The organism is Lacinutrix sp. YIN62 (assembly GCF_057219185.1).
This window is the reverse complement of record NZ_JBXVVH010000003.1, coordinates 143,874-165,660: the sequence shown is the minus strand read 5'-3', so window position 1 is coordinate 165,660 and position 21,787 is coordinate 143,874. Positions and strand designations below refer to the sequence as shown.

20 protein-coding genes are annotated in these 21,787 nt (G+C 32.4%); 9 read left to right on the top strand and 11 right to left on the bottom strand.

Annotated elements, in window-relative coordinates; genetic code table 11:
• Positions 1–44 precede the first annotated feature (44 nt).
• The 6 genes from queA (at position 45) to AC2D8I_RS03215 (ending at position 5,883) form a co-directional block, all read left to right on the top strand.
• On the top strand, positions 45–1,094 hold the full coding sequence (queA, locus tag AC2D8I_RS03240; protein ID WP_484704551.1) for a tRNA preQ1(34) S-adenosylmethionine ribosyltransferase-isomerase QueA: 1,050 nt from the start codon (positions 45–47) through the stop codon (positions 1,092–1,094).
• A 167-nt stretch (positions 1,095–1,261) separates the two neighbouring features.
• Positions 1,262–2,302 carry a dual-specificity RNA methyltransferase RlmN gene (rlmN, locus tag AC2D8I_RS03235; RefSeq protein WP_484704597.1) on the top strand — a complete coding sequence of 347 codons (1,041 nt, stop codon included), beginning with the start codon at positions 1,262–1,264 and terminating at the stop codon, positions 2,300–2,302.
• 43 nt (positions 2,303–2,345) lie between these two features.
• Positions 2,346–3,323, top strand: coding sequence for a polyprenyl synthetase family protein (locus AC2D8I_RS03230; RefSeq protein ID WP_484704550.1), 978 nt, complete (start codon positions 2,346–2,348; stop codon positions 3,321–3,323).
• A 74-nt stretch (positions 3,324–3,397) separates the two neighbouring features.
• The gene (locus tag AC2D8I_RS03225; protein WP_484704549.1) at positions 3,398–3,961 is read left to right on the top strand and encodes an RNA polymerase sigma factor; all 564 of its coding nucleotides are present in this window, start codon (positions 3,398–3,400) and stop codon (positions 3,959–3,961) included.
• Positions 3,948–4,739: a hypothetical protein gene (locus AC2D8I_RS03220; protein ID WP_484704548.1), complete on the top strand. Its 792-nt coding sequence runs from the start codon at positions 3,948–3,950 to the stop codon at positions 4,737–4,739. Before AC2D8I_RS03225 ends, AC2D8I_RS03220 begins: the two co-directional genes overlap by 14 nt.
• A gap of 70 nt (positions 4,740–4,809) precedes the next feature.
• A complete protein-coding gene (locus AC2D8I_RS03215) occupies positions 4,810–5,883 on the top strand; it encodes a porin family protein (protein ID WP_484704547.1) in 1,074 nt (357 codons plus the stop codon).
• Positions 5,884–5,982: 99 nt separating this feature from the next.
• On the opposite strand, the gene AC2D8I_RS03210 is transcribed toward AC2D8I_RS03215, so the two are convergent.
• The 7 genes from AC2D8I_RS03210 to AC2D8I_RS03180 form a co-directional block, all read right to left on the bottom strand.
• On the bottom strand, positions 5,983–6,891 hold the full coding sequence (locus tag AC2D8I_RS03210) for a dihydrofolate reductase (protein WP_484704546.1): 909 nt from the start codon (positions 6,889–6,891) through the stop codon (positions 5,983–5,985).
• A gap of 193 nt (positions 6,892–7,084) precedes the next feature.
• Entirely contained in the window at positions 7,085–7,339 is a 255-nt protein-coding gene (locus AC2D8I_RS03205; protein ID WP_484704545.1) for a hypothetical protein, read from the bottom strand.
• A gap of 6 nt (positions 7,340–7,345) precedes the next feature.
• Positions 7,346–8,170: a thymidylate synthase gene (locus AC2D8I_RS03200; protein WP_484704544.1), complete on the bottom strand. Its 825-nt coding sequence runs from the start codon at positions 8,168–8,170 to the stop codon at positions 7,346–7,348.
• Positions 8,171–8,373: 203 nt separating this feature from the next.
• Complete coding sequence (locus AC2D8I_RS03195) at positions 8,374–10,089, bottom strand: NupC/NupG family nucleoside CNT transporter (protein WP_484704543.1); 1,716 nt, start codon at positions 10,087–10,089, stop codon at positions 8,374–8,376.
• Positions 10,090–10,100: 11 nt separating this feature from the next.
• Positions 10,101–10,715 (bottom strand): bifunctional nuclease family protein, encoded by a 615-nt coding sequence (locus AC2D8I_RS03190; RefSeq protein WP_484704542.1) that lies wholly within the window; start codon positions 10,713–10,715, stop codon positions 10,101–10,103.
• A gap of 160 nt (positions 10,716–10,875) precedes the next feature.
• Positions 10,876–11,838 carry an electron transfer flavoprotein subunit alpha/FixB family protein gene (locus AC2D8I_RS03185; RefSeq protein ID WP_484704541.1) on the bottom strand — a complete coding sequence of 321 codons (963 nt, stop codon included), beginning with the start codon at positions 11,836–11,838 and terminating at the stop codon, positions 10,876–10,878.
• Positions 11,839–11,859: 21 nt separating this feature from the next.
• Entirely contained in the window at positions 11,860–12,606 is a 747-nt protein-coding gene (locus AC2D8I_RS03180) for an electron transfer flavoprotein subunit beta/FixA family protein (protein WP_484704540.1), read from the bottom strand.
• Between the two features lie 409 nt (positions 12,607–13,015).
• Here AC2D8I_RS03180 and AC2D8I_RS03175 point away from each other — a divergent pair, with 409 nt between their 5' ends.
• Both AC2D8I_RS03175 and AC2D8I_RS03170 read left to right on the top strand, forming a co-directional pair.
• The gene (locus AC2D8I_RS03175) at positions 13,016–13,993 is read left to right on the top strand and encodes a pyruvate dehydrogenase complex E1 component subunit beta (protein WP_484704539.1); all 978 of its coding nucleotides are present in this window, start codon (positions 13,016–13,018) and stop codon (positions 13,991–13,993) included.
• A gap of 94 nt (positions 13,994–14,087) precedes the next feature.
• On the top strand, positions 14,088–16,592 hold the full coding sequence (locus AC2D8I_RS03170) for a DUF5686 family protein (RefSeq protein WP_484704538.1): 2,505 nt from the start codon (positions 14,088–14,090) through the stop codon (positions 16,590–16,592).
• Between the two features lie 174 nt (positions 16,593–16,766).
• Here AC2D8I_RS03170 and AC2D8I_RS03165 read toward each other — a convergent pair whose 3' ends face one another.
• Positions 16,767–17,705, bottom strand: a complete 939-nt coding sequence (locus AC2D8I_RS03165; RefSeq protein ID WP_484704537.1) for an alpha/beta hydrolase family protein — start codon at positions 17,703–17,705, stop codon at positions 16,767–16,769.
• 440 nt (positions 17,706–18,145) lie between these two features.
• Here AC2D8I_RS03165 and AC2D8I_RS03160 point away from each other — a divergent pair, with 440 nt between their 5' ends.
• Positions 18,146–19,273, top strand: a complete 1,128-nt coding sequence (locus tag AC2D8I_RS03160) for a hypothetical protein (RefSeq protein ID WP_484704536.1) — start codon at positions 18,146–18,148, stop codon at positions 19,271–19,273.
• Positions 19,274–19,299: 26 nt separating this feature from the next.
• Here AC2D8I_RS03160 and AC2D8I_RS03155 read toward each other — a convergent pair whose 3' ends face one another.
• From AC2D8I_RS03155 to AC2D8I_RS03145, 3 genes are all read right to left on the bottom strand, one after another.
• Positions 19,300–20,277 (bottom strand): phosphotransferase, encoded by a 978-nt coding sequence (locus AC2D8I_RS03155; RefSeq protein ID WP_484704535.1) that lies wholly within the window; start codon positions 20,275–20,277, stop codon positions 19,300–19,302.
• A 12-nt stretch (positions 20,278–20,289) separates the two neighbouring features.
• Positions 20,290–21,132: a nucleoside hydrolase gene (locus tag AC2D8I_RS03150; RefSeq protein WP_484704534.1), complete on the bottom strand. Its 843-nt coding sequence runs from the start codon at positions 21,130–21,132 to the stop codon at positions 20,290–20,292.
• Between the two features lie 489 nt (positions 21,133–21,621).
• Positions 21,622–21,723: an FAD-dependent oxidoreductase gene (locus tag AC2D8I_RS03145; RefSeq protein WP_484704596.1), complete on the bottom strand. Its 102-nt coding sequence runs from the start codon at positions 21,721–21,723 to the stop codon at positions 21,622–21,624.
• Positions 21,724–21,787 lie beyond the last annotated feature (64 nt).

Sequence of the window (21,787 nt, the reverse complement as noted above, 5' to 3'; positions counted from 1 at the left end):
GATCAAATGTGCATTTATAGGCATAAAATAATAAAAACGAATACATGAAACTATCTAACTTTGGCTTTGAATTGCCAGACGAATTATTAGCAGAATACCCATCAGAAAACAGAGATGAGTCTCGTTTAATGGTTTTGAATAGAAAAGAACAAACCATAGAGCATAAGCAATTTAAAGATCTTATCGATTATTTTGAAGAAGATGATGTTATGATTCTTAATAATACAAAGGTGTTTCCTGCGCGTTTATATGGGAATAAGGAGAAAACAGGAGCAAGAATAGAAGTGTTTTTATTAAGAGAATTAAATGAAGAACAACGCCTTTGGGATGTTTTAGTAGATCCAGCTCGTAAAATAAGAATAGGAAATAAACTGTATTTTGGAGACGATGAGAGTTTAGTTGCAGAAGTTATAGATAATACAACTTCTAGAGGACGAACATTACGTTTTCTATACGATGGGTCTTATACAGAATTTCGTGCGAAGTTAAAAGCGTTGGGAGAAACACCTCTACCAAAATATATTAAGCGAGAAGTAGAGCCAGAAGATGAAGACCGCTACCAAACTATTTTTGCAAAAGAAGAAGGAGCTGTAGCAGCACCAACAGCAGGACTACACTTCTCAAAGCATTTGTTAAAACGTTTGGAAATAAAAGGAGTAGATTTTGCCGAAGTAACACTTCATGTTGGCTTAGGAACATTTAACCCTGTAGAAGTAGAAGATTTGTCTAAGCACAAAATGGATAGTGAAGAAGTGTTTATTGGACCAAGAACTGTAGAACAAATTAATTCGGCGTTAAAAAATAAAAAGCGTATTTGTGCTGTAGGTACAACAGCAATGCGAGCGGTAGAAAGTGCCGTGTCTTCTAATTTGACTCTAAATGAAATCGACGGTTGGACAAATAAATTTATTTTCCCTCCTTACGATTTTAGTATTGCTAATGCAATGATTACAAATTTTCACACACCAAAATCAACACTTTTAATGATGGCATCTGCTTTTGCAGGACATGATTTCATTCTAAGAGCTTACGAGGAAGCTGTGAAAGAGAAATATAAATTTTATAGTTATGGCGATGCGATGTTAATTATCTAATATTTCATACACATACTAAAGATATAAAACCTTGACTTTTATTAAAGTCAGGGTTTTATTGTATTAAAAGGGAAAAGGATACAAAAAGGGCTTGAAAATAAGTTAAATTAGAATTCGTAAATCAAAAGGTGCAAATGCATAATCGTTTCACTATTTTTGCAAGACTTATGGGAGTTAATAAAAAAGATATCAGGGCATTAACAAAAGACCAATTAAGAGCGTTTTTTGTAAAAGAAGGAGATAAGGCTTTTCGTGGCAATCAAGTATACGAGTGGCTTTGGAGCAAAGGCGCTCATGTTTTTGAGGATATGACTAATCTTTCAAAGAAAACGCGTGAAATGTTGGAGACGCACTTTGTTATTAATCATATCGAAGTCGACACAATGCAAAGGAGTAATGATGGTACCGTTAAAAATGCCGTACGCTTACACGATGGTTTAATAGTAGAATCGGTATTAATTCCTACAGAAACGAGAACAACAGCTTGTGTTTCAAGTCAGGTGGGCTGTAGCTTAGATTGTAAGTTTTGTGCGACAGCGAGATTAAAACGAATGCGTAACCTGAATCCTGATGAAATATATGATCAGGTATTAGCTATAGATAAAGAAAGTAAGCTTTATTTTAACCGGCCATTGAGTAATATTGTATTTATGGGTATGGGAGAACCGCTTATGAATTATAATAATGTTATTAAAGCCATTGATAAAATAACATCCCCAGAAGGATTAGGAATGTCTCCAAAACGAATCGTTGTTTCTACTTCGGGAGTGCCAAAAATGATAAAAAAAATGGCAGACGATGAGGTTAAGTTTAATTTAGCAGTATCACTACATTCTGCAATAGATACAGTAAGAACCACAATAATGCCCTTTAATAAAACCTTTCCGCTAAAGGATTTACAAGAAGCATTAGAATATTGGTACAAAAAAACACAACGTAAAATTACTTATGAATATGTGGTTTGGGATGGTATTAACGATTCTCAAAAAGATATAGATGCTTTAGTACGATTTTGTAAGTACGTTCCTTGTAAAGTAAACATTATAGAATACAACCCCATAGACGATGGATTATTTCAGCAAGCAAAAAGTCAGGCTATCGATAACTATATTCATCACTTAGAAAAAAATAGAATCGTCGTTAATGTGCGTAGGAGTAGAGGTAAAGATATCGATGCTGCTTGTGGCCAATTAGCAAATAAGAGCTAAAATTCTCATTTTATTTTAATGAAGTATTATATTTGCTAAATCTGTGAAAATAACTGAACAAATAAAACAACCAATTGATTATGAGATGGAACTCTTCGAGAAGAAGTTTCGTTTATCAATGTCTTCTAAGGTTGCTTTATTAAACCGTATTACCCATTATATTGTAAATAGGAAAGGGAAGCAAATGCGTCCTATGTTTGTGTTTCTGGTAGCCAAAATGGTGGCCAATGGAGAAGTCTTAGAGCGTACTTATAGAGGTGCTTCTGTAATAGAGTTAATTCATACAGCCACTCTTGTTCATGACGATGTTGTCGATGATAGTAATCAGCGTCGTGGCTTCTTTTCAATTAACGCCCTGTGGAAAAATAAAATCGCAGTACTTATAGGTGATTTTTTATTGTCTAAAGGATTATTATTATCCATAGATAATGGCGATTTCGATTTATTAAAAATCATTTCTGTAGCTGTAAGAGAAATGAGCGAAGGAGAATTGCTACAAATAGAAAAGGCAAGAAAACTCGATATAACAGAAGCTATTTACTATGATATTATCAGGCAAAAAACGGCAACACTTATAGCGGCTTGTTGTAGTTTAGGAGCAGCATCTGTTAAGCCAGATTCTCCAGAGGTAGAGTCTATGCGTAAGTTTGGTGAATTAATAGGAATGGCTTTTCAAATAAAAGATGACTTGTTTGATTACGGAACCAAAAATATTGGGAAACCTGTAGGTATAGATATTAAAGAGCAAAAAATGACATTACCTTTAATATATGTACTCAATACTTGTGAAAAGAAAGAGAAAAGATGGTTAATTAATTCCATTAAAAATCATAATAAAGACAAAAAGCGAGTAAAGGAAGTTATTCTTTTTGTGAAAAATAATGGCGGTCTAGATTATGCGGTGTCAAAAATGAAGGCCTTCCAGTTTGAAGCTTTAGAAATATTACACAAATTCCCAGATTCCAAATATAAATCTTCATTGGAGTTAATGGTAAATTATGTGATTGAAAGAAAAAAATAATTTTTTCTTTCCTCAGGCAACCTTTCCTTTAACTTTTACGTCTTTATATATAGAAGACTTAAACTATCAACTTTTTGAAGGTAATTCAATTATTTAAGAACGAATCCAAGCTTATAAAAAAAGCGATTCAAAATAATCGCGAAGCACAGCGCGTATTATACGAGTTATATGCTCCAAAAATGTTAAGTGTATGTCGGTATTATATAAAGGATCTACAGCATGCAGAAGAGGCGATGCTCAATGGTTTTTTTAAAGTATTTTTAAACGTAAAGCACTTTAAAGCTAAGGGCAGTTTTGAAGGGTGGATTAGAAAAATAATGGTTAGAGAATCTATTTCTTTTTTAAGGCAGCAAAAAGAAGTTGTATTTTCTGTTGAAGATGTAGAAATACAAAACAACAGTACAAATAATATTCAAACCGAAATAGAAGTCGATCAAATACAGCAGTTAATAGACGAACTACCAGAAGGGTATAAAATGGTTTTTGTTATGTATGCAATAGAAGGGTATAAGCATCAAGAAATAGCAACCTTATTAGATATAAGTATTGGCACTTCAAAATCGCAGTTATTTAAAGCTCGAAAAATACTTCAACAGAAAATAAATAAATTAAAAACATCGAGTTATGGCACCCATTAATTTTGAAGAAAATATAAAAGAAAAACTCGAAAAAAGAAGCCTTAGCCCTTCTAGTAATGCTTGGGATAAATTGTCAATACAATTGGATGGGAATACTCGAAAAAGTCGAAAAAAAGAAAGATGGTGGTTCGTTATGGCAGCAAGTATTGTGGGTGTTTTATTAATGATAAATACATTTTTTAATTCAGAGATAAAACCAAGCTCTCCAACTATAGTTAATATGGAGGCTATACTACAACCAACAGAAACTACAGTTGAAAAAAAGAAGATACAGATTGTTAAGGCGGAGGAAAAGGAACCTGTAGCTCATGAAAAAGACCATAAAAAAGAAGTACTAATAGATAATCTGCTAGCAAAAATACCTAAGCCTAATAAATTAATGCCAAAAGAAAGCTTAGCAGGGATTAAACTTTTAAAAGCAAAAACGGGTAAGGATTCAGAAAAGAAAAAAACGTATGATATAGCTGTGTTTAAAGGTTTAAGACAGAATGAAGTTACACCTATAAATGAAATGCATGCTAGTGTAGATACTATTTTAATAGCCTCTACTGTAGACGACGCTAAGGTAACTAATCTAGAAATTGAAACCCTTCTTGCCCGCGCACAACAGCGTCTAGCGAAAGCTGCAAAAGAGAAGAGTAAACACAATCTAGATTATAATGCTTTACTTAATGACGTTGAGGAGGATTTAGAAGAATCCCCTAGAGACAAAATGCTAAAAGTTATTAAAGACGGTTACCATAGCGTAAAAGATTACGTTACAGAACGAAACGAATAAAAATCACATCAATTAAATACAACATCAATTTTCCTCATTTTAATAATGAGGAAGCAAAGAACGAACAGTTATGACAACGATTACTAAGTACATTATTGCTATTTTATTAAGTTTTTGGATAGGAAACGTAACAGCACAAGATTTTAAAAAAATAGAATCTAAGAGTGATAAAATAGAACAATTAAAAGAAAAAATTACAGCAGGAGAAAAATCTGCTTTAAAGCAAGAAGTAGAAGAAATTAATGAGCGTGTTCGTAAAAAAGAAATCACTTACGAGGAAGGCGAAGCACTTAAACAAGAAGCCGCTAAAAAAAGAGCTTTGAATATAGAGAATCGTATTACTATCTTAGAAAATAGAGTCGCTTTTAACGATAGAAACGATTTGCCTAATAATTTAGATCCAAAAGGAAAAAACAATTCATTCGGGATTATGTTTGGAAATAATGAAGCTAATTTGATAGGCCTTGCGGTAATAAATAATGAGAAACCAAAACCAGTAGTGTATGACTTTCGTACTACCAGTGGTTTAGTATTAGGTGTAGGATTAAATAATGCTTTTATAGAAGGCAGTAATTTAGGGGATTCACCTTATAAAATAGGGGGATCAGGTTTTTTTGAATTAGGCTTTCAATGGAAAACGAGGCTTTTAAAAAAATCTAATTTAATAAGACTTAGATACGGTTTAACTTTTCAATGGAATAAATACGATTTAAAAGATAACAAGTACTTTGTGCAAGATGGAAATACAACAACAATAGAGACTTTTGACACCGATTTAAAACAAGCTAAATTTAGGACTACTAACTTAGTTTTTCCGCTGTATTTTGAGTTTGGGCAATATGATAAAGTAGAAAAGAAGAATCGTATTCGATATTATAATAAAGGCCTTAAATTTGGGATAGGTGGCTATGGCGGTTTCAATATTGAAGCAAAACAAAAATTGAAATATAAAGAAGATGGCGATAATGTAAAACAAAAAATTAAACGTGATTACAATGTGAATCCCTTTGTTTATGGAGTTGGCGCCTACATAGGACTAGATAATATTAGTTTGTATGCTAAATATGATTTATCTGAAACATTTAAAAACGATTCTCTAAAGCAAAATAATATATCCTTAGGGTTACGTATAGATATAGAATAATACAAAATAATGCTAAAAAATAAAATCAAAAGCTGAAGACTCAATGCAGTCCTAAGTTTTTGATTTTATTAAAAAATTGACTTAATTTTTCTTTGTAATTTATAAGGTAGAATTTGTATAGGTTAAAAACGAAAAATCATATTTATGATTTTCATCTTTTTGATGTAATTCATTTTTAGTTTCTTTCCAACGTGCTGTGTTTATTCTAGGGAAAAACGTATCTGCTTCAAAACTTTCATGTACTCGGGTAAGTTCAATAGTGTTACTATAAGGAATGGCTTGTTTATATATGTCGCCACCTCCTATAATAAAGGGGCGATTATCACTTTTAGAAGCATCCAAGGCTGCTTTTAAAGAGTTAACAATAATCACGCCTTCAGGGGCTTTATAATGTTCCTGCCTGGTAATAACAATATGCGTCCTGTTTGGTAACGGTTTAGGGAAGCTTTCAAATGTTTTACGGCCCATAATAATATGATGTCCCGAGGTAAGCGCTTTAAATCGTTTTAAGTCGTCTCGTAAGTGCCAAATAAGTTTATTGTCTTTTCCAATAGCATCATTTTCACCAGCAGCAACAATAATTGTAATGTTTTGTTTATTTGGAGGCTTTAAGTTTGTCTCCGTTTGAGTTATTAGAGCCTTTTCTTTTTCTAATCTTGATTTTAGTTTATCAATGCGTTGTTTTTGTTTATAGACTAATTTGTCTAACTGTTCTTTCTCCCATTTTTTGCCCATAAACGTGTTGGTAATAAAAACGTTAAATACATGGTGTAAGAAAATGAATAACCAGACGAAAATAACAAATACAAACCATTCATGACCAAAATACATAATGGTTTTCCCTATACCTAAAACCATATTAGCTATGGCTAGAAATAAAGAACCAATTAAGAATATGACAAAGTGAATGTATAACCGTTTTTTCTGTCTAATGCGACGCTGTGCGTTTTGAATGAGCTCTAATTGCTCTTGATCTACTTGTGATTTTAGTTTCTTTTTTCCAAACATACGAGTACTATATAGTATAAAGATACTTTTTTTTAAATAAAATAGCAGTACAGCTATTTAAATCATTTATTAAAATAACACTCAAAAAATAACCCTATTAAATTGAAGGTAACAAATATTTCATAGAATACGCTAATTCTATAGTCCCCCTCTTTTAATTTAGGGTCAGAAAGGACATAAGGTTTCAAATTTTTTAAGAGAAAAGTCTTTTTTTGATTGCAAGTGCGTTTACTTTTATTTGTTGTTTTTTTTCACAACTAGTAAAAATTTCAACCTCTTCATACTTGATAAGCACTACATTTTTTAAATATGTATAAGTAGAAGGGGGTAAATCAGCATATGAAGTGTTTCCTAAATTTGAGAATGAAGTAACGCCTGAATCAAAACTTTTAGATTGAGAGAAAAGAGACGTAATAGATATTAGAAAAACAATAATTATTTTAAGCATAATATTTTAAACAGCAACAGGGCCTTTAATATGAGGGTGTGGATTATAATCTTCAAGATTAAAATCTTCAAATGTAAAGTCTAATATATTTTTAACCGTAGGATTTATTTTCATTTTAGGAAGCGCACGTAAGTCTCGAGACAATTGCAAATCCAATTGTTCAAAGTGATTGCTGTAAATATGAGCGTCTCCAAAAGTATGTATAAAATCTCCAGCTTCGTAGCCGCAAACTTGGGCAATCATCATAGTAAGCAAGGCATAAGAGGCGATGTTAAATGGAACTCCTAAAAAAACATCTGCACTTCTTTGATAGAGCTGGCATGATAATTTGCCGTTAGCGACATAAAATTGAAAAAAAGCATGACACGGTGGTAAGGCTGCTTTTCCATTGGCAACATTCTCATCAAAGGACTTGCTGGTATCTGGTAAAACAGAAGGATTCCAAGCCGAAACAAGCATACGTCTACTGTTGGGATTGGTTTTAAGCGTTTCTATAACGTCTTTAAGTTGGTCTATTTCATCACTATTCCAATTACGCCATTGGTGTCCATATACAGGGCCTAAATCTCCATTTTTATCGGCCCAGCTATTCCATATTTTTACACCGTTACTCGTGAGGTAATTAATATTAGTATCGCCTTTTATAAACCAAAGTAGTTCGTGAATTATGGATTTTAAATGCAGTTTCTTTGTCGTAAGCATAGGGAAACCTTCACTAAGATCGAAACGCATTTGATAACCGAATACACTTTTTGTTCCTGTGCCTGTACGGTCTCCTTTTTCGTTACCGTTTTCTAAAACGTGTTTTACTAGATCGTGATACTGTTTCATATTTGTGTTCTGTATTATCCAGAAGTTTCATTAAATTAACAACTAAACTTTATATGTTAAAAATAAAAAATAAATGTATAAGGCTCGTTCTTTATATAATATTAAAAGTTATTAACCAGTAGATTTAGTATTGTTATCGCCTTCTTTTATTTAAGGTTAGCATGAGACTTTTTAGAGTGCCCTTTTAATTTATAAATAAATTATTAACCAATTATCATACCTGCAATAGTTGCAGATATAAGCGAAGCTATTGTACCACCAATTAAAGCTTTCATTCCAAATCGAGATAATGTTTTACGTTGGCCTGGAGCTAAAGAACCAATACCTCCTATTTGTATTCCTATAGAAGCAAAATTTGCAAAACCACATAGCATATAAGTTGCCATAATAATAGACTTGTTATAAGTTAAGTGTGTAGCGTTTGCAGCATTTTTTAAGTCTGCTAATTGTATGTATCCAATAAACTCACTAGCAGCGAGTTTAATACCTAAAAGCTGTCCCATTAATGCCATATCTTCTTTAGCAACACCCATTAACCACATTAAAGGCGCAAAAATATATCCCAAAAGGAATTCAAGACAGATGCTTTTGTATGGGGTGTTTTCAGCAACCCATCCATTGATGGTTGAAATGCTCCCTAGCCAACCTAAAAGGCCATTCATCATTGCTATAAATGCTACAAAAACGAGTAGCATAGCCCCAACATTAACGGCCAGTTTTAAACCTTCTGTAGTTCCATTGGCTATAGCGTCTAATAAATTAGATCCAATTTCATCTTGAGAAACGGTTACATCTTTGTTTATTTTTTCGGTTTGCGGGTACAGTATTTTTGAAATAACGATAGCGCCAGGTGCAGCCATTACTGAAGCTGCTAATAAGTGTTTTGCAAATTGAAGCCTTAAAACAGGGTCATCTCCACCCAGAAATCCAATGTAAGCTGCTAAAACAGCACCTGCAACAGTTGCCATACCACCAATCATAACCAAAAGAATTTCGGACTTATTCATTTTTTCTAAATAGGCTTTAATAAGTAAAGGCGCTTCAGTCTGTCCTAAAAATATATTTCCAGCAACACTTAAGCTTTCTGCGCCAGAAATTCCTAGTACTTTAGATAATAACCAAGCCATAGCTTTTACTATTTTTTGAATAATACCTAAGTAAAATAGCACTGAAGTTAATGCGGAGAAAAATAATATTGTTGGTAAAACTTGGAAGGCAAATATGAATCCATAAGAACTAACATCCATAATATCTCCAAAAAGAAAAACACTACCAGCTCTAGTATATTCTAATAAATCTATAAACATTTGGCCAACAAGTTCGAAAGCACTTTGAATGAAGCCTATTTTTAACACACCTACGGCGATTATTAATTGAAATGTTAAACCAATTCCAACGGTTTTCCAATTAATAGCCTTTCTGTTACTACTAAAAAGAAAAGCAATAAAAATTAAAGAGACCATTCCCAAAAGGCCTCTCCATAGACTATTTACAGATAGCCCTTGGCTTGGGATTATTGTATTTGTTGTTTTTGCTATTGCAACATCTGCTATTAATGCTTTTGATTTTTCCGCTTTAAAAAGGTACTTAATATTTTTCTCATTGAAAACTAAAGTAGAATCTGTGAGCTTTGTTATTTTGTATCTACGGATGGTGTCCTTTGGGGTTGTGAAATAAAAGACTAATAAGTTATTTTGAAAAATGTAATCTCCAGAAGCTTTTAAGCTATCTTTGGTTTGGGTTAAATGCTCAAACTCTCCATTTTTTAATTCTAAAATGTCATTTTCAACAATTGGAAACAAGGCATTATCTGTTTCATTTTGAATAGCATCCAATTGCCATGATTTATTAATGTCTTGAGCAACAAGCGCATTTATTCCAAAAAAAATAGCTACAATAGCTAGTGTAATTTTTTTCATAATAATTTTAGTTATCTTTTAGATATCTCATCTCGAATTTTAGCAGCTTTTTCATAATCTTCATTATTTACTGCGTCATCTAATAAGTTGTGTAGTTCTTCGAGGGTATGCGAAGCATAGGTGTCTTGAGGTGAAGTGATTTCAAGTTCTTCATTGAGAATGTCTTCAACTAAAATACTATCTTTATGTTCACCTTCATTTGTGCTAGGGTCTACTTTTAAATAGATACCTGCTTTATCTAATATGTTTTTGTAAGTAAAAATCGGGGCTTTAAAACGTAATGCTAAAGCAATGGCATCACTGGTTCTGGCATCAATAATTTCCTCTATCTTATCGCGTTCACAGATTAGACTAGAATAGAAAACCCCATCGACTAATTTGTGAATAATGATTTGTTTCACCACGATATCAAAACGATCGGAAAAGTTTTTAAAAAGATCATGGGTAAGTGGTCTAGGCGGTCTAATTTCTTTTTCTAATGCAATAGCTATAGACTGAGCTTCAAAAGCACCAATGACAATTGGTAATTTTCGATCTCCGTCTACTTCATTTAGTATCAGAGCGTAAGCGCCATTCTGGGTTTGGCTGTATGATATTCCCTTAATATTTAGTCGGACTAAACTCATAGTTATTTAAAACACAAAGAACTGTTTAAATTGGGACTTTACCAACTGTATGTAAAGATTTGGTATTTATAGTCGTAAATTTCACAAAATTTAAAATAAATTTAAAGTTAACGAAATTAAATTTAAACAGTTCTTTTTTATAAATGTGTCAAGTTAAAAATTAAGCATTTGCGGCTTTAAAAGCTTTTAGCTTTTCTATAAGTTTTGGCACAACTTCAAAAGCATCTCCAACAACGCCATAATCTGCAGCTTTGAAAAAAGGAGCTTCTGGATCTGTATTTACTACAACTTTTACTTTTGAAGCATTAATCCCTGCTAAGTGTTGGATCGCTCCAGAAATACCAATAGCAATATAAAGGTTTGAGGCAACGGGCTTTCCTGTTTGTCCAACATGTTCGCTATGAGGTCTCCATCCTAAATCACTAACCGGTTTAGAACACGCTGTTGCAGCACCTAAAACTCCTGCGAGTTCTTCAATCATCCCCCAATTTTCAGGGCCTTTCATACCGCGTCCTGCAGAGACTACAATTTCAGCATCTGCGATGGTTACTTTATCTGTTGCTTTATCTACAGATTCTACTTTTACACCTGAAGTAGGGATTGTAGGAGCAAAATCTTCGATAGATCCAGTTGTAGGATGTGCTATTAATCCAAAGGAGTTGTTAGATATTCCTATTATTTTTACATCCGTACTTATGGTTGTTAAATTAAAGGCTTTATTGGTAAAAGCTGTACGCTTTACTGTAAACGGACTTGTACTAGAAGGCGCTTCAACAACATTAGATGCATATCCAGCATTTAAGCCAACAGCTAAAATAGGTGCTAAGTATTTACTATCTGCGCTTTGACTAACAATAACAACTTTTGTAGCTTCTTTTTCAGCGGCTTGTTTTATAACGGCAGCGTAAGACTTGGCATTAAAGTTGCTTAATGTGTCATTTGATACATTTAAAACCTTAGTCACACCATAGTTGTTCAATTCCGAACTGTCGTTAGCATTAATAGCTATAGCCGTTACTGTTGTTCCTAGTTGATCTGCGACTGCTTTTGCATAAGAGGCAACTTCGAAAGCTGTCTTTTTAAATTTTCCGTTTTCTGATTCTGTATATACTAAAACTGACATTTTTTTAATTTAAGAAGGTTATTAAATGACTTTGGCCTCGTTGTGAAGTAAATTCACTAATTCATCTAGATTTTCTGCATCTACTAATGTTACAGCTCCTTTAGGTGCTGGTTTTTCAAATTTCACAGATGCTGTTTCAGTTTCAGAAACACTAGGCTCAATAACGGTTAGTGGCTTTTTACGAGCCATCATTATACCTCGCATATTAGGAATACGTAAATCACTTTCTTCTACCAACCCTTTTTGTCCTCCTATTACTAAAGGTAAAGCCGTTGTAACGGTTTCCTTTCCACCATCTATTTCTCTAATTGCAGTAACATTTGTGCCTTCAATATCAAGACTAATACAATTTGTTACAAAATTAGCAGCAATCAATTCAGCTAGCATACCAGGGACCATTCCGCCATTATAATCAATAGATTCACGACCAGCAATAACTAAATCATAAGCACCATCTTTTACAACTTTAGATAATTCTTTTGCGACTTGAAAACCATCAGTAGCAGGGGTATTAATTCTAATAGCTGTATCTGCACCAATAGCTAAAGCTTTACGCAACGTTGGTTCTGTTTCAGCACCTCCTACATTTACAACATCAACACTAGCATCTTGTTTTTCTTTAAACCACATCGCACGAGTTAAACCAAACTCATCATTTGGATTAATAACAAACTGGACCCCATTGGTGTCGAATTTAGAATCATCATCAGTAAAATTAATTTTTGATGTAGTGTCTGGAACGTGACTAATACACACTAAGATTTTCATATTATATTATTTTATTTATTTAATGTAGCTTTGAGTTTTACTATACCTTTCTAGGGAGTAAATTTTAAGCTATTTATAACTTTAATTCCCTCTAAAACGAGGTCTAATTTATTGAGGTTACGAAGGTAATTATTTTATTCTAAATATATACTATGCATGCATAGTAAAATTAGTGCTAAAAAAGGATGTATTGAAACCGTTCAGTTAGATAAATAAAGGAGCGATATGTGAGTAATGAGTCGTTGTAAGCGCACTGGTACTATAGGTGTTATAGTATTCTAAGCTTGTTTAGAAGGTCGGAAGCCTTAAAAAAATACTATAAAAAATTAATTTGAAGTAAATTTTAAATAAATCTTTTATCAATAGTTTTCATTAATTCTTATTTTTGCTTTTCAATTAAAAAGAATAAATGAAGACAATTCAATTTAGAGAGGCGATAGCTGAAGCGATGAGTGAAGAAATGCGCAGAGATGAGAGCATTTATTTAATGGGGGAAGAGGTAGCTGAATATAATGGTGCTTATAAAGCATCTAAAGGAATGTTAGATGAGTTTGGAGCAAAACGTGTTATAGATACTCCAATTGCAGAACTTGGTTTTGCAGGAATCGCTATAGGTTCAACAATGACGGGTAATAGGCCTATTGTAGAGTATATGACTTTTAACTTTTCGTTAGTGGGAATAGATCAAATTATAAACAATGCTGCGAAAATTAGACAAATGTCTGGTGGGCAATTTAAATGTCCTATTGTTTTTCGCGGACCAACGGCATCTGCAGGACAATTGGCAGCAACACATTCGCAAGCTTTCGAAAACTGGTTTGCGAATACACCTGGATTAAAAGTTGTAGTGCCTTCTAACCCTTATGACGCAAAAGGGTTATTGAAATCTGCTATCCGAGATGACGATCCTGTAATTTTTATGGAGAGTGAGCAAATGTATGGCGATAAAGGGGAAGTTCCAGAAGGAGAATATACTATTCCGTTAGGAGTTGCAGAAGTAAAGCGAGAAGGATCGGATGTTACAATTGTTTCTTTTGGTAAAATTATAAAAGAAGCCTATAAGGCAGCAGATGCATTAGCAAAGGAAGGTATTTCTTGTGAGATTATAGACTTAAGAACCGTTAGACCTTTAGATAAAGCAACAGTTCTACAATCTGTAAAGAAAACAAATCGCTTAGTTGTTTTAGAAGAAGCTTGGCCTTTTGGAAATGTGTCTACAGAATTAACTTACATTATACAGTCTGAAGCTTTTGATCATTTGGATGCTCCAATTATAAAAATAAATACAGCAGACACACCAGCACCATACTCTCCAGTACTTTTGGCAGAGTGGCTACCTAATAGTGAAGATGTCATTAAAGCTGTTAAAAAAGTAATGTACAAATAAAGACATTTGTGCAGGAAATGTAAGATTTTTTCACGTTATTTAAGCTTCATTAACAGAGTTGTTGATGAAGTTTTTTGTTTATTAATGCTATTAGATGAATAATTATAAGTTACTTTTTTTCTTTTTTTGCCTCGGAACTTTTTCCATTTTAGGGCAAACAAAAGTTAGCGGCCACATTTTTGATGAATACAATTTACCTATTGCTTATGCTAATGTGGTATTTAAAGGAACAAGTATAGGAACAATAACCAATGAAAACGGAAAGTTTTATTTAGAGAGTGCAGACCATCAGGATGCATTGGAAATTTCATTTATTAGTTATGAAACACTAATAGTGCCGTTGGATAAAAAAGTGAATTATAATTTAAAGTATGTCTTGAAAGAGGAAGTCGCGGCTTTGGATGAAGTTGTAATTATTTCTGGAAAGCAGCCTAAAAAAAATAATCCAGCCATTGATATTCTAAGGAAAATATGGAAAAATAAAAGAAGTAATGGGTTAAAACAATATAAGCAATATAGATACGATAAGTATGAGAAAGTAGAATTTGACCTTAATACTATAGATAGTGCTACAATTAAAAGCAAATTATTTAGAGGTATGGAATTTGTTTTTGATCAGGTCGATACTTCTAAAGTAACAGGAAAAACGTATTTGCCAATGTTTATTAATGAATCTTCAAGTGAGGTTTATGGCGATAACATTATTAAAGAAAAGCGAGAAATACTGAAAGGAAATAAAAACTCTGGATTTAGTAATAATCAGGTTATTATCGATTTTGTAGATGATTTATATTCAGATTATGATGTTTATGATAATTATCTGAAATTTTTCGATAAAAGCTTTACAAGCCCTATTTCTAGAACAGGAATTCAAACGTATAATTATGTCTTGTCGGATAGTACTTATATAGATAATAAATGGTGTTATAATATTATATACTATCCAAGGCGTAAAAATGAATTAACGTTTAAAGGCGATTTTTGGGTAGCAGATACCACTTATGCTATAAAGAGTATTAATATGCAAGCGTCTAAAAGTGCGAATATAAATTGGGTAAAAGAAATTTATATAGAACAAGAATTCGATGTGCTGAATGATTCTGTGTTTTTAATAAAGCGCGATTATTTTATGTCGGACTTTGCTTTAAATAAAAAGGAGAAATCTAAAGGTATTTATGGTAAACGTACGACTTTGTATGATAATTACGAGTTTGATAAAGAAAAAGAGCCGAAATTCTATAAGGAGAAGGTCTATAGCTTTGATCAAGATTTGTATAACCAAAGTGATGCGTTTTGGGAAAAAAATAGAATGGAGACTCTTAGTAAGGATGAAAAAGGAGTCTATACCATGTTAGATTCTTTAAAAAAAACAAAGAAGTTTAAACGCTTATATAATTTAGGAAGTGTTTTGGCTTCAGGATACATAGAGCTTCCTAGTGTGAAATTGGATTATGGACCTATTTTTTCAACCTTTGGGTTTAATGATGTAGAAGGTTTAAGATTGCGAGGTGGCGGCCGAACTTATTTTGGGCAAAACGATCTTTGGCGCTTAGAAGGTTTTTTAGCTTATGGATTTAGAGACGATAAGTTTAAATATGGGATCTCAGGGAAATGGCTAATCGATAAAAAAAACAGATTGATTATTTCAGGTGGTAATAGAAGAGATGTTGAGCAAATAGGAGCTAGTTTAACAACATCTACAGATGTTTTAGGCCGTAGCTTGGCATCGTCATCAATAGCAGGAACAGGTTCTAATGATAAATTAACCAATGTGAATTTATCAACAGTAGCAGTACAGGTAGAGCCTTTAAGAAATTTTATCGCGCGACTTAGCGGAACATACAGAACCTTAGAATCGGCATCTACAACCTTTAGTCTAGATTATTATACTAATGATGCACGAACAGAAACAGCGTCTGATGTGAAGCAATTTGAAACGTCTTTTTCTATGTCTTATTTTCCTAAGCGTGAAATGACAGGTTTTGGTGTTGAACGTCGTGAAAAGAACGATGATTTTGCCCGTTTATTTGCTCAAGTAACCCGTGGCGATAAAAGCGTATTTAATGGCGATTTCGATTATACAAAACTACAATTTTCATACTTACAGCCGTGGGCCATTGGTGGGTTCGGGCGCTTATTTACTACTGTAGAAGTTGGGAAAACCTTTGGGGAAGTTCCATTGGGCTTAATGAGTGTAATACCTGGAAATCAAACCTATTTCTCAATCTATAATTCTTTTTCACAATTAGATTATTATGAATTCGTAACCGATGAATACGCTACATTACACGTAGAACATAATTTTAATGGCCGCTTGTTTTCTCGTATTCCATTCTTGAAGAAATACAATTTAAGAGCTATTGCTGGGTTTAGAGCAGTGGTAGGAGATATTTCTCAAGAAAATATAGATTTGAACGCCTCTGGATTGACTTATAAAGCACCTACAAAAGAAGCCTATTATGAATATAGTATAGGGGTGGGGAATATTTTTAAGGTGTTTCGGTTAGATTTTAATTTTAGAGGAAATTATTTAAATGAAACAACTAATCCTAACGCTAGAAAGTTTGGCGTTACTGGGAGCTTTGGGTTTTATTTTTAAACCGCATAATATAAGCTTTGTGTAAATGAAGTTTAAAGGCTGGTTTCGCTTAGTCGTTTTTAAGGGATATAATACCTGTAAGCTAGGATGTTGTAAAACCTTAAATCTACAGGTAGAGTTCTTTAGCCTAGTAATAATAAGCTTTAAAAATCATTTATTTAAATTAATAGCGTTTTAGGGACAAACCTGTGTGTAATCTGTTAGAGATGCAGACTGTTCTAAGGCATTGTTAAAATTAATAAAAGCATCCTGATTGTTGTATAAAGTATAGTTAAGCCATTGTTTTAAAAAAGAATAAGTTGTGGTTTGTTGAGACGCTCTTGATATATTAAAATCAGAGCTACAAAAAGCCTCTCCTAAATTACAACTAGTACTTGAATCGGCAAAAAAGCAATGTGTTCCGTTTATTATTTTTATATGAGTTTTACATTGTGATGCTAAATTCTCAAACATAAGATCTTGATGTTCACTTGCGGGTGCAACACAATCTTCTTCACCAGAGAATAGTAATGCAGGAACATTAATGTTTGCTGCAGCTAATATTGCTGAAGGATTTGTTTCGGCAGCAGCAAAGCTAATAATCGTATTAATATTAGAGCTGTTTTCTGCTCCAAGAAATGTTGCACCACCACCCATAGAGTGTCCCATTAATGCTGTTTTTGAGTTTATAGAATTAAAAAATATAGAATTTTCATTCTCATTTTGACTTTGCATTTGTGTGGCGATAACACTTAAATCTATACCAAAATTTTCATGATTGGGGTTAAACCCCATTTCTGTAGTAGGAAAGCAAATAATATAACCACTTGGTACCAACGCTTCCCATAACGATTGGTAGGATTGCCAATCGATTAAAAAACCATGTCCAAATATTATTATAGGGTAGCTCCCTATTTTTATGTTAGTGTTTTGACCAGAATTAACAGCGGGATAATATATTTGAGTTTCTATTGCTCGATTTCGATTCTCATCGTTAAACGTAATCGTTGTATGGCCAATATTTACAGATTCAATAGGCAGGGAAGTATTACTTGAATGATTATCATCCTCATTATTACATGTGAGTGTAGAAAGTGCTAAAAGTGCGTAAATTATAATTTTATATTTTTCCATAAATATTTTTTTGTCAAAACAATGTTTTTTTCAAAATAAAATAGTTTTAGAAAGAAACAGAACAAATTGCTTATTTGTTATAACTATCCTATCGTTGACTTTTGAGTTTAATTAGTGGTTGAAAATCTAAAACTTAATTTGATTAAAGCAAAAAGAAATATGACTTGTGTGTTGTTACAAACAGCATAGCGCTAAAGATAATAAACTAAAATAAATAAGCCGTAATTAAAGGGCTATTAACACTATAACAAAAGGCTAGAAATACCATGTGTTAACACGAGTCTCTTAGCTTATTGCTTCTTAAATTAATAAATGTAATATTTAAAAAACGTGTTTTATTGTGTGTTGATTTATAGGTATTTATTATATTTAGGTGTCCTTATCCCTATTTGTTTTATAATGTTAGCTTTTTATTAAGCGACTTAATTTTTTTTTCACCTATGAAACAATTAGCCTTGACTGTTATATTATTAATAGCACAAAGTGCATTTTCACAGAATGAATTTTATTTAGACCCTGCCAGAAAAGATTCATTAATTAAAGAACATAAAAAAACGATTTATTACCTCATTCAAAGAACTTGGAGAGCTAATTCAAAACCGTCTTACCTTACTGTAGGACCTTATGTTTCTTCAATTGGAAAACGAAGAATTCCTTTAAATGAAGGAGAAGGTGCTAATGGTAATGTTAATTTATTAGAGGCCAATTTAAATCTTTCATTCCCTTTGTTTTTTGGGCGAGAAGTAGGAAGTGGATTTAATAAACGCCATAGAGTTTTGCTGGATTATAACGGTAATTTTCGAATGTCTAATGATAGCTCTAAACCAATACTTCCCAGTAGTCATAAAGTAGGACTTAGTTGGCATATTAACGTTTATAATAACTATACAGGGTATATTTTTGAAGATGATAATGACAGTTTAAAGTCTAAAATTAATTCGTCTAATAAAAATCTAAAATTTGTAAATGTTCTTATAAAGGCTCATCATTATAGTAATGGCCAGCCTCCAGGGTTTTTCTATCCAAACGATTCTCTTCCCTCCAACCAAAGAAGAAACGCTTATGCTAGCGGTGATTTTTCAACAAATTATATCTATACTCAAGTCACAAAAGGCTGGTATAATAATAAAAGTTTATCACTTCATCAATTAAGTTTGGCTTATCGACTAGATTTAGGAACCGAAGCTTCTCTGTTTGCCTATTCAGAAGAGCAAGAAAAGTCCTATGGCCGCCATCGATTTATAGCGTATTACGATTATAGAACAAATCGATTTGAAAATGGTTTTGGTAAAAAAAAGGATTGGCATTTTAGAGCGAATATAGGATACATTGCGGGGAATTTAGATGAGTTTATTCCTAACCTAGAAAACGATTCAAAAAAATATAGATTTAATGCAAGGGGCTTAATAGAATTCTCTCCAAAGGTACACCGCTCTATTGGGTATTTGTTTTTTGTATACTATGGTAGAGATTATTTAAATATTAGATATGATGATATTATTGTCTCTGCTCAATTTGGGGTTACGCTAGATTTAGATAAGTTTTTTATGCCTAAATTACGCTATTAATCTTTTTAAATGTGCCGTTACAGTTTTTAAGAATGCATTATTAACGTATAAGCTAATTGCAAGAGACGTTCTTTTTCTTTAATAGAATGTAATAATGGGAGTTGTGCCAAACCAATGAGTCTACGCATAATTTCAATACCTGTTATTTGGTGTAAAAGCTTACTGTTTATAGTATTTGGGTATTTTTTTTCAATGGTAGAAAGAGTGGTTCTGTTTTGTGAAATTAAAATAGAGTGCGCAGCAAATACACCAAGGTCAAACTCTGGAAATCCTAAAAAACTAAACTCAGGATCAATAATATAAAGATGTTCTTTTTTTGCAATCCAGCTACCAGGATAGTAGTCACCGTGTAACAAGGTTGTTCCTGCGGCTAAATATGTAGCGCCTATTTTTTTTATTTCCTTTTTAAGTAAATCATCTTTTTTATAAGGTGCAGAAAGTGCTTCTAAACCAGGCTGAATAGTGTTTAAGGAAAAACCGTTGTTTGCTGCAAAAGGAAGTTCAAAGATATGTTGATAGTTTAATAAACGTAAACTTTTGTTTTCAGGATAATCGTTAGATACTTTTGTTTCATGAATACTGGCTAGAATATTAATAAGTAAAGTTAATTGCTTTAAGGCTATGTTTTTAGAGTAATATAGACTAGTCATATCATCACATTCTCCTAAGTCTTCTAGAATTAATAAGTGGTATTTTTCATTATAGTGTAAGACCTTGGGAATATGTTGCTTGAGTAGTGAATTGTTAGCGATAGTTGTGTAAAATTGGTGTTCAACATCAATACGTTCTATCGGTGCTTTTATCGTTTTGTATTTTTGTACATAAGGACGAGATTGCTTTAAAATAAATGAACGTGAATTGGTTTGAATACGTAATACAACATTCATATTCCCTTCACCAGCTTTAACGACTTTAGTTATCTCTTCTTTTTTTGAGTTTAAAAAACCAATTTGTTGTAGTAGATTTTTAATTGATTCTCTAGAAGTGTGTTGCTCAATAAACATAAAAGTATTTGATTATAAGTTTTTTAAAATAGTCCAAAAATGAGGCCTCATTTTATCTGTATTTATGGCTGTATGTATTTTAATAGTACGTTGTGTGTTTTCTGGGGGAGTTAAAAATTTTTTTACAGTAGACCATTCTGGATGTGCTAAAGCTTCAATAATGGCGACATCCCACATTATCCATTTTTCTTTTTTAGGATCCTCTTTTGTCCACCACCGATTATAAGTTTCCCATCTGTTAACTAAATAATTAGCAATACTACTTTTGTTTTTTAAATGGGTATCGATTTCTTGTTTATTAAATACTAAATGTTGACTAGTAGTAGCGGACATTATACTAAGGTCAAGTGTTTTTGTGTTGAGTAAAACTTCTACAGCTATTGGGTCATTTCTTGAGTTAAATTCTTTTTTATTATAAACATTTGTTTCTGGTGTATGCCAGAAACCAAGATAATGGACTTTAAGTTTAGCGATTATTGAAGGATCTTCTAAAATAGCAGAAGCTATATTGGTACAAGAACCTAAGACCACTACATTCAATTTTTGGTTTTGTTTCATACGATGAGCTGTTTTAATAATAAATCGTGAAGCTTCAGACGAAACAGGCGTACCATATTCTTTTAAAGGCGTGTTACTCCCCAATGGCAGAGAAATTCCTTTAACGTGCATTAATTGTATGATTTTTTGATTTATTTTTTGACTTTCGTTAACGGTATTGCTTGAGGCTAATGGAGAGGTGTGAAATTGTGCAGAACTTATTCCTATTAAATTGAATTTGGGTTCTAAAATAGCTCTAACAATAGCATACAGATCATCAACTTCATTCGCTGTATCGGCATCAATAATTAGAGGCAAAGGTTTGTCTTGTGCTTTTGCAAAAAGGAAGCAAAAAAGTAAAATACAGTTAAAAAAATAAATTCTTTTTTTTCGATATAAATTTTTTATAAATGACATAACTGTTTTTATTCAATGGTTTTATAATTGAGGGAATTATATTTAATATTGTTTTCTATTTTTAAAATACAAAATATTTAGTTGTTTTAGAAATAGATTTTTGATAAAATCCTCAAGGAGACGTTAATTATAGTCGTTTTGCTTGTTGTTCTATTACAAAAAAGAAAGAGTATTATAGTGTTTTAAATAGGGGTTATCTACACTTAATAACGTGTAATACATAAGCATATAAAAAGAAGAGGTTTTTTATTTGTATATCGTGAATACTAATTAATAGTTGTTTTGTAATTTGAAAGGCAATTGGATTTTATAATGTTTAGGAAAAGCAATAACAACTCCATTATTTTTGTTTAGAATGGTTAATAACACAAATGTATTTAAGTGATTTTCTTAATGTGTTGCGCTTTTATTTATTCTCTCAGCTGCATTGAGGCCACTTATTAATGCGCCATCAACAACAGCGTATTTCATATAATCACCAGCTAGGAAAATGTTGTTGTTTAGTGAGTTGTCTGTATTTAAGTTTTTTAATATTTGATACTACCCTTTTCCAAAA

Coding starts and splice junctions, on each gene's coding strand:
- queA (WP_484704551.1), top strand. CDS start 45: ATGAAACTATCTAACTTTGGCTTTGAATTGCCAGACGAATTATTAGCA.
- rlmN (WP_484704597.1), top strand. CDS start 1,262: ATGGGAGTTAATAAAAAAGATATCAGGGCATTAACAAAAGACCAATTA.
- AC2D8I_RS03220 (WP_484704548.1), top strand. CDS start 3,948: ATGGCACCCATTAATTTTGAAGAAAATATAAAAGAAAAACTCGAAAAA.
- AC2D8I_RS03215 (WP_484704547.1), top strand. CDS start 4,810: ATGACAACGATTACTAAGTACATTATTGCTATTTTATTAAGTTTTTGG.
- AC2D8I_RS03210 (WP_484704546.1), bottom strand. CDS start 6,891: ATGTTTGGAAAAAAGAAACTAAAATCACAAGTAGATCAAGAGCAATTA.
- AC2D8I_RS03205 (WP_484704545.1), bottom strand. CDS start 7,339: ATGCTTAAAATAATTATTGTTTTTCTAATATCTATTACGTCTCTTTTC.
- AC2D8I_RS03200 (WP_484704544.1), bottom strand. CDS start 8,170: ATGAAACAGTATCACGATCTAGTAAAACACGTTTTAGAAAACGGTAAC.
- AC2D8I_RS03195 (WP_484704543.1), bottom strand. CDS start 10,089: ATGAAAAAAATTACACTAGCTATTGTAGCTATTTTTTTTGGAATAAAT.
- AC2D8I_RS03190 (WP_484704542.1), bottom strand. CDS start 10,715: ATGAGTTTAGTCCGACTAAATATTAAGGGAATATCATACAGCCAAACC.
- AC2D8I_RS03185 (WP_484704541.1), bottom strand. CDS start 11,838: ATGTCAGTTTTAGTATATACAGAATCAGAAAACGGAAAATTTAAAAAG.
- AC2D8I_RS03180 (WP_484704540.1), bottom strand. CDS start 12,606: ATGAAAATCTTAGTGTGTATTAGTCACGTTCCAGACACTACATCAAAA.
- AC2D8I_RS03175 (WP_484704539.1), top strand. CDS start 13,016: ATGAAGACAATTCAATTTAGAGAGGCGATAGCTGAAGCGATGAGTGAA.
- AC2D8I_RS03170 (WP_484704538.1), top strand. CDS start 14,088: ATGAATAATTATAAGTTACTTTTTTTCTTTTTTTGCCTCGGAACTTTT.
- AC2D8I_RS03165 (WP_484704537.1), bottom strand. CDS start 17,705: ATGGAAAAATATAAAATTATAATTTACGCACTTTTAGCACTTTCTACA.
- AC2D8I_RS03160 (WP_484704536.1), top strand. CDS start 18,146: ATGAAACAATTAGCCTTGACTGTTATATTATTAATAGCACAAAGTGCA.
- AC2D8I_RS03155 (WP_484704535.1), bottom strand. CDS start 20,277: ATGTTTATTGAGCAACACACTTCTAGAGAATCAATTAAAAATCTACTA.